Source organism: Clostridium arbusti SL206, assembly GCF_000246895.1.
Lineage (GTDB): Bacteria > Bacillota > Clostridia > Clostridiales > Clostridiaceae > Clostridium_I > Clostridium_I arbusti.
In genome coordinates this window covers 1-6,962 of record NZ_BAEV01000145.1, presented here as the reverse complement: position 1 = coordinate 6,962, position 6,962 = coordinate 1, and the positions used below count along the sequence as shown (strand labels likewise).

At 31.3% G+C, this 6,962-nt stretch carries 9 protein-coding genes; all 9 read right to left on the bottom strand.

Annotated elements, in window-relative coordinates; all coding sequences use genetic code 11:
* Positions 1-69: 69 nt before the first annotated feature.
* The 9 genes from RH99_RS17215 to RH99_RS17175 all read right to left on the bottom strand — a co-directional run bounded on the left by RH99_RS17215 (position 70) and on the right by RH99_RS17175 (position 6,750).
* Complete coding sequence (locus tag RH99_RS17215; protein ID WP_010241197.1) at positions 70-474, bottom strand: F0F1 ATP synthase subunit epsilon; 405 nt, start codon at positions 472-474, stop codon at positions 70-72.
* A gap of 16 nt (positions 475-490) precedes the next feature.
* Positions 491-1,888 (bottom strand): F0F1 ATP synthase subunit beta, encoded by a 1,398-nt coding sequence (atpD, locus tag RH99_RS17210; RefSeq protein WP_010241195.1) that lies wholly within the window; start codon positions 1,886-1,888, stop codon positions 491-493.
* A 12-nt stretch (positions 1,889-1,900) separates the two neighbouring features.
* Positions 1,901-2,746 carry an ATP synthase F1 subunit gamma gene (atpG, locus tag RH99_RS17205; protein WP_010241193.1) on the bottom strand — a complete coding sequence of 282 codons (846 nt, stop codon included), beginning with the start codon at positions 2,744-2,746 and terminating at the stop codon, positions 1,901-1,903.
* A gap of 28 nt (positions 2,747-2,774) precedes the next feature.
* Positions 2,775-4,289 (bottom strand): F0F1 ATP synthase subunit alpha, encoded by a 1,515-nt coding sequence (gene atpA, locus RH99_RS17200; protein ID WP_010241191.1) that lies wholly within the window; start codon positions 4,287-4,289, stop codon positions 2,775-2,777.
* Positions 4,290-4,299: 10 nt separating this feature from the next.
* Positions 4,300-4,839 (bottom strand): F0F1 ATP synthase subunit delta, encoded by a 540-nt coding sequence (locus RH99_RS17195; RefSeq protein WP_010241190.1) that lies wholly within the window; start codon positions 4,837-4,839, stop codon positions 4,300-4,302.
* A 1-nt stretch (position 4,840) separates the two neighbouring features.
* Positions 4,841-5,320: a F0F1 ATP synthase subunit B gene (locus RH99_RS17190; RefSeq protein ID WP_010241189.1), complete on the bottom strand. Its 480-nt coding sequence runs from the start codon at positions 5,318-5,320 to the stop codon at positions 4,841-4,843.
* Positions 5,321-5,375: 55 nt separating this feature from the next.
* Positions 5,376-5,624: an ATP synthase F0 subunit C gene (gene atpE, locus RH99_RS17185; RefSeq protein ID WP_010241187.1), complete on the bottom strand. Its 249-nt coding sequence runs from the start codon at positions 5,622-5,624 to the stop codon at positions 5,376-5,378.
* 84 nt (positions 5,625-5,708) lie between these two features.
* Positions 5,709-6,383 carry a F0F1 ATP synthase subunit A gene (locus RH99_RS17180; protein ID WP_050993385.1) on the bottom strand — a complete coding sequence of 225 codons (675 nt, stop codon included), beginning with the start codon at positions 6,381-6,383 and terminating at the stop codon, positions 5,709-5,711.
* The gene (locus RH99_RS17175; protein ID WP_010241182.1) at positions 6,379-6,750 is read right to left on the bottom strand and encodes an ATP synthase subunit I; all 372 of its coding nucleotides are present in this window, start codon (positions 6,748-6,750) and stop codon (positions 6,379-6,381) included. The genes RH99_RS17180 and RH99_RS17175 overlap by 5 nt, the downstream gene beginning before the upstream one ends.
* Positions 6,751-6,962 lie beyond the last annotated feature (212 nt).

The window sequence follows — 6,962 nt, the reverse complement described above, 5'->3', positions numbered from 1 at the left end:
TATATATATATATATATATATATATAATAATAATAATAATAATATATATTATATANANANATATNTTTTTTACATACCTTTAGTTCTAATTCTTGCAATTGCCCTTTGAAGGGCGATTTCAGCTCTTTTAGAGTCAGTTTTAGGGTCATGTTTGTGTAATCTTTCCTCTGCTCTTTCTTTAGCCTTTGCTGCCCTATCTACATCTATCTCTTCAGGCCACTCTGCATCATCAACTATAATCTGTATTTCTTCTTTGGTAACTTTAACTATACCGGTAGAAGTAAATAAAGACTTTTCACTTCCATCTTCAATTTTAAATTTTGTTACAGTAGGTTTTAATAATCCTATAAAAGAACTATGCTCCGGAAGTATTCCTATGTCACCAGTCATCGTAGAAGTATTTACTTCAGATATATCACCAGCATAGAATTTTTCCGTAGGAGTTAGTATGCTTAATTTTATTTTAGATGACATACAAAATCACTCCTTTTTAGCTTTCCATCATGGACTTAGCTTTTTCTCTTGCTTCTTCTATAGTACCTACAAATAAGAATGCTGCTTCAGGTAAGTCATCGCATTTACCCTCAAGTATTTCCTTAAAACCTTTTATAGTATCACTTATAGTAACAAATTTACCTTGCATACCAGTGAACTGTTCTGCAACAGAAAATGGCTGAGATAAAAATCTTTGGATTCTTCTTGCTCTATTAACAACTGCTCTATCTTCTTCTGATAACTCATCTACACCAAGTATTGCTATTATATCTTGAAGTTCATTATATCTTTCAAGAACAAGTTTTACTTTAGTTGCTACATCATAATGCTCTTGCCCAACTATATTTGGATCAAGTATTCTTGAACTAGATTCAAGTGGACTAACAGCAGGATAAATACCAAGTTCTGATATAGATCTTGATAAAACTGTTGTAGCATCAAGATGAGTAAATGTTGTAGCTGGTGCTGGATCTGTTAAATCATCTGCTGGAACATACACTGCTTGAACAGATGTTATTGAGCCATGCTTTGTTGAAGTTATTCTCTCTTGAAGAGCACCCATTTCAGTGGCTAGTGTTGGCTGATAACCAACGGCACTAGGTATTCTTCCAAGTAAAGCTGAAACTTCTGAACCAGCTTGTGTAAATCTGAATATGTTATCAATAAATAGAAGCACATCCTGGCCTTCATCTCTAAACTTTTCAGCCATTGTAAGACCTGTAAGTGCAACCCTCATTCTAGCACCAGGTGGCTCATTCATTTGTCCGAATACCAAAGCTGTTTTATCTATAACTCCAGATTCTTTCATTTCGTAATAAAGATCATTACCTTCTCTTGTTCTCTCTCCAACACCTGTGAATACTGATAATCCACCGTGTTCTTTTGCTATGTTGTTAATAAGTTCCTGGATAAGAACTGTTTTACCAACACCAGCTCCTCCAAATAGTCCAATCTTACCACCTTTTTGATAAGGTGCAAGTAGGTCTACTACTTTTATACCTGTTTCAAACATCTCAGGTACTACTGATTGTTCTTCAAAAGTAGGTGGTAATCTGTGTATAGGATAATATTCTTCATCCTTAAAATCTCCTGCTTCATCAATTGTCTTTCCTAATACATTAAAGAGACGTCCTAAAACTGGTCTTCCTACTGGAACTGAAATTGGTTTTCCAGTATCCACTACTTCTGCCCCTCTTCTTAAGCCATCAGTTGGTTCCATAGATATAGCTCTTACTACATCATCACCTATATGCTGTTCAATTTCAGCTATAAGCTTTTTGTCTCCCATACTTACCTCTACTGCATTATATATATTAGGAAGGCTTTCACTAGTAAATCTTATATCTATAACAGGTCCTATTACCTGAACAACTTTACCTATATGTTCTGGCATGAGTTTCCCTCCTTATTTCTGAGCTTCTGCTCCTGAAACTATTTCACTTATTTCTTGAGTGATTGCGCTCTGTCTAATTCTATTGTATTTTAGATTTAAAGCATCCAATAAATCATTGGCATTTTTTGTAGCACTATCCATAGCAGTCATTTTAGATGCCTGTTCTCCTGCTTTTGAATTCAATAAGAAATTAAATACTTGAGACTTCAAATGTATGCCTACTATACCGTCTATTAATTCATTGGCCTCAGGCTCAAATTCAGTTGAACCATCATATTTTATCTCCTTCATATCAAATGGCAGTACCTTTTTTATTATTACATCCTGTTTTACAGTGGAAATAAATTTTGTGTAAACTATATTTATTTCACCAATTTCTCCATTATTATAAAGACTTAAAGCATGTTCTGATATTGTCTTAGCTTCTGTCAATGTAGGTTCATTTTGGATATCCACATATTCTGCTATTGTATCATAGTTTAATCTTCTGAAATATCCTCTTCCCTTTTGACCTACAGACATTATAAGTGAATTTTCTCTATCTTTAGATATTTCCTTCACTGCTGCATTTACAACAGTTCCATTAAATCCTCCACAAAGTCCAGCATCGGAAGTCATAGTTATATATAATTTCTTTTTGCTGTCATTACCAGTAGTATAAATATTTTTCCCCATTACGCCACTAGCTATTGTTTTCATTATATCTTCAAAGGAATCATAATAATCTAAATTTGCATCCAAATTTTTTCTGGATTTCCTTAATGTAGAGGTGGCTATAAGTCCCATGGCTTTTGTTATTTTTCTAGTATTAGTTATAGACTTAATTCTTCTTTTTATTACAATAAGTCCTGCTGCCATATTTCACCTCCCGCAAAGGTAAGGTAAATTACACCTCTGCTAAAAATACTTTTTTATATTCTTCTATTGCACTATTAAGATCTTTTTTAAGTTCATCATCCAATGCTTTTTTTGTAAGTATAGCTTCACCAACTTCTTTATGGTGTGTATCCATATAATCTAATAGTCCTTTTTCAAATTCCTTTATCTTGCTTACTTCAATATCCATTAGATATTCCTCTACACATGCATAGATTATAATCACTTGTTTTTCTACAGACACTGGTTGATATTGATCTTGTTTAAATATTTCTAAAAGTCTCTTACCCTTTTCAAGTCTCTTTTTAGATTCTTTATCCAGGTCTGAACCAAACTGTGCGAAAGCTGCAAGTTCTCTATACTGTGCAAGTTCAAGTCTAAGAGTTCCAGAAACTTGTTTCATAGCTTTAATCTGTGCACTACCACCAACTCTTGAAACTGATATACCTGAGTTAACTGCCGGTCTCTGTCCTGCAAAGAATAACTCTGACTCAAGGAATATCTGTCCATCTGTTATTGATATAACATTTGTAGGTATATATGCAGTAACGTCGCCTGCAAGTGTCTCAATTATTGGAAGTGCCGTTATTGAACCTCCACCTAATTTATCTGACAACTTAGCAGCTCTTTCTAGAAGTCTTGAATGCAAATAGAAAACATCTCCTGGATAAGCTTCTCTTGCTGGCGGTCTTCTTAATAATAATGACATAGTTCTATAAGCAACAGCATGCTTACTTAAATCATCATATACTATTAACACGTCTTTACCTTGATCCATGAAATATTCACCAATAGTTACACCAGTATATGGAGCAAGAAACTGTAGTGGAGCGGCATCAGATGCTGAAGCTGATACAATAATTGAATAATCCATAGCTCCCTTTTGTGTAAATGTATTATAAATATGTGCAACAGTTGATTGTTTTTGTCCTATAGCAACATAAATACAAATAACGTCTTTTCCCTTTTGATTTATTATAGTATCAATAGCTATAGCAGTTTTACCCGTTTGTCTATCACCTATAATAAGCTCTCTTTGACCTCTTCCTATGGGAATCATTGAATCGATTGCCTTTATACCTGTTTGAAGAGGTTCATTAACTGATTTTCTTTCAATAACACCATGTGCTATAGTTTCAGCTGGTCTAGTTTCACTAGTCCTTATTGGGCCTTTTCCATCAATAGATATACCTAGACCATTAACAACTCTTCCAATCATCTCTTCGCCAACTGGTACTTCCACTACTCTACCAGTACTCTTTACTACATCTTCTTCTTTTATTCCCTCTTCATCACCAAGTAGAACACAACCTACGTTATCTTGTTCAAGATTCATAACCATTCCGTATACATTGTTCGGAAATTCAAGAAGTTCTCCAGCCATACAGTTTTCTAAGCCATATACTCTAGCGATACCATCGCCTACTTGAATTATAGTACCTGAATCTACAGATTCTACTTTATTTTCATAACCCTCAATCTGCTTTTTTATAATTGAGGTTATTTCTTCAGGTTTTATGTTCATAGGCTCACCCCTATCCTCTTATAAGCATTAATTTTTTCATTTCTTCAAGTTTATTTTTAATAGTTCCATCAATAACATCATCGCCAATTCTAACGTAAACTCCACCAATAATACTTTCATCAACAATTTCTTTTAAAATTATTGATTTATTATATTTGGCTTTTAGTTTATCTACTAAAGAAGTTCTCTCACTATCGTTTAATGGAATCACAGTTTTTACCTCTGCTATGATTTGATTATGATTCTCCAAATCCACTTTTTCCATTTGAACAATAATTTCCGTAAGCTCGTCAATTCTTTTCTTGTCAATTAATATGAGTAAAAAAGAAAGTAATTCAGCATCTATATTACCTTTAAAGATATTTATAAAAACTTCTTTTTTCTTTGAAGTACTTATTTTAGGATTATTTATTACTTGATTAAGCTCTTTATTTTTGTTAATGAACTCATTAATTTGCTTTAAATCTTCTATATATTCTTTAGTCTTATTTTTTGCTGAAGCAATTTTATATAATGCAGCAGCATATCTCCTATCTAAGTATTCATACATATCACATACCTACCTTAGTTATAAAATCTTCGATAAGTCTTCTATGCTCTTTTTCATTTATATCTTTTTCTAATGCCTTTGAAGACAAAATTACAGCAAGATCAACTACTTTTTTCTTTAGCTCATCTTCTGCTTTTTCTTTTTCTCTTTCTACTTCTTTTTTAGCTCTTTCCATTATAAGTTCAGCCTCATTTGAAGCTTCCTTCTTAATGTCCTGTGATAATTTTTCAGCTTTTCCCTTATACTCTTCTACTATAGTCTTACCTTTAGCTTTTGAATCTGTTAGATTCTTTTCAGTCTGAATTTTTAAGGTCTTAGCTTCTTCTCTATCACTGTTTGCTTTGTCTATTGTTTCTTTTACTTTATTATGTCTAGTATCAATTGCTTTTGTAACCCTTTTGAAAAGTACAAATTTTAGTATAACTAAAAGAATTATAAAGTTAACTATTGTCGCAAAAAAAGTAAATAAATTTCCACTCATATACTCAAAAGCCTCCCTTCAGGCTTATTTTTATAAAAATATGTTTATTTGCTTATTACCATTTTACAAAAATCAATATAATTGCAACAATCAAAGCATATAAAGAAGTAACTTCGGCAAATGCTATACCTAAAATCATTGTTGACATTATATCACCTTTTGCTTCTGGTTGTCTTGCTATAGCTTCAACTGCTTTTCCTGAAACAGTACCTATACCAACACCACCACCAAGACATCCAATTGCGGCTAAACCTCCACCTATAGCTAACATACCATGTAAAAATGTTTGAGCATCAATATTCATTTTTCTTCCTCCTTAAAATCAAAAATGTAAAATTCAATTTATAATATCTACTACCATATATTCAGGTGTAGTTTATTATTAAAATTATTCTTCACTTATAGCCATTTTAGTATATACCATTGTAAGCATTACAAATACATACATTTGAATAATACCATCAAATAAATCGAAGAATCCATGAGCTATAATAGGAATTCCAAAGGCAAAATGATTTAAACCAGTATAAATCAATCCTATTATCATAACTCCTACAAGCATATTACAAAATAGTCTTAAGCATAATGATAAAGGCAATGTAATTTTCTCAATTACATTCATGATAATCATTGGTGCAAATGGCTGTAAATATGATTTAAGATATCCTCCAACCCCTATTCTCTTAATAGAAGTGGCTTGAATTACTACAAAACTCATTATAGCAAAAGCTGCAGTAACATTTATATCTTTAGTTGAAGGATCTACTCCAACTAAGCCTGTTAAATTTAGAAAGAATAGGAATATAGCTAATGTTCCAATAAAAGGTACAAAACTTTTAAAATTGTCACCCATATTAGACTTTATTAAACCATCTATTGTTTCTACAAATATTTCTACGACACTTTGTGTCTTGCTCGGAATAGTTTTTATATTTCTCGTTAAAATTATAGCTAAAACTATTATTATAGCCATTATTACCCACTGTGTAACAATACTTGTTGTGACTGCAAACACGTGGTTAGCTAAATGTAAATTAAATATTGTTTCTGAATCCATCTTAATCACTCCCTTTCTGATTTTTAATTGTGATTCCATAAAAAACAATTGAAATGTAGTGTAAAGTATAGCCTATAAAAAAAGCTACAAAATTAAATCTATTATTTTTACAAATCAGTATTACTATACTGGCTGTAAGAATAATCCTAACTACAGACCCTAAAGGTCCAAGAATTCTATTTACTTTATCTTTAAATGCATATGTAGTAATAATGGAATTCAATATCAAGTTTAAAGCAGCCATTAACAATCCTATAATTATCATATATGTATATGATTTAAATATTATTGAGGAAAGAATTCCAACTATTATGGCAATGATAATATCAAACGAAATAATCTTATTTAATATATTTTTAACTTCGGTATCCATATAATAATTTCACCTACTATCTAATTACAATATCTAAATTATATATCTAAGTTATTTTTAATGGAACTATGATATTTCGATATTTTTGTTGTAATTTACCCATTTAAGGTATTTAACTCTCTATATCTCATATTTAATAGCCCTCATTAACTATTACTCTTATTTGCTTATTTATTTTTTAATATTTCAAATGTATGAATTATATTTATATT

Excerpts from the sequence above, each read along its gene's own strand:
- RH99_RS17215 (WP_010241197.1), bottom strand. The coding sequence starts at position 474 with ATGTCATCTAAAATAAAATTAAGCATACTAACTCCTACGGAAAAATTC.
- RH99_RS17195 (WP_010241190.1), bottom strand. The coding sequence starts at position 4,839 with ATGTATGAATACTTAGATAGGAGATATGCTGCTGCATTATATAAAATT.
- atpD (WP_010241195.1), bottom strand. The coding sequence starts at position 1,888 with ATGCCAGAACATATAGGTAAAGTTGTTCAGGTAATAGGACCTGTTATA.
- atpA (WP_010241191.1), bottom strand. The coding sequence starts at position 4,289 with ATGAACATAAAACCTGAAGAAATAACCTCAATTATAAAAAAGCAGATT.
- atpE (WP_010241187.1), bottom strand. The coding sequence starts at position 5,624 with ATGAATATTGATGCTCAAACATTTTTACATGGTATGTTAGCTATAGGT.
- RH99_RS17175 (WP_010241182.1), bottom strand. The coding sequence starts at position 6,750 with ATGGATACCGAAGTTAAAAATATATTAAATAAGATTATTTCGTTTGAT.
- RH99_RS17190 (WP_010241189.1), bottom strand. The coding sequence starts at position 5,320 with ATGAGTGGAAATTTATTTACTTTTTTTGCGACAATAGTTAACTTTATA.
- atpG (WP_010241193.1), bottom strand. The coding sequence starts at position 2,746 with ATGGCAGCAGGACTTATTGTAATAAAAAGAAGAATTAAGTCTATAACT.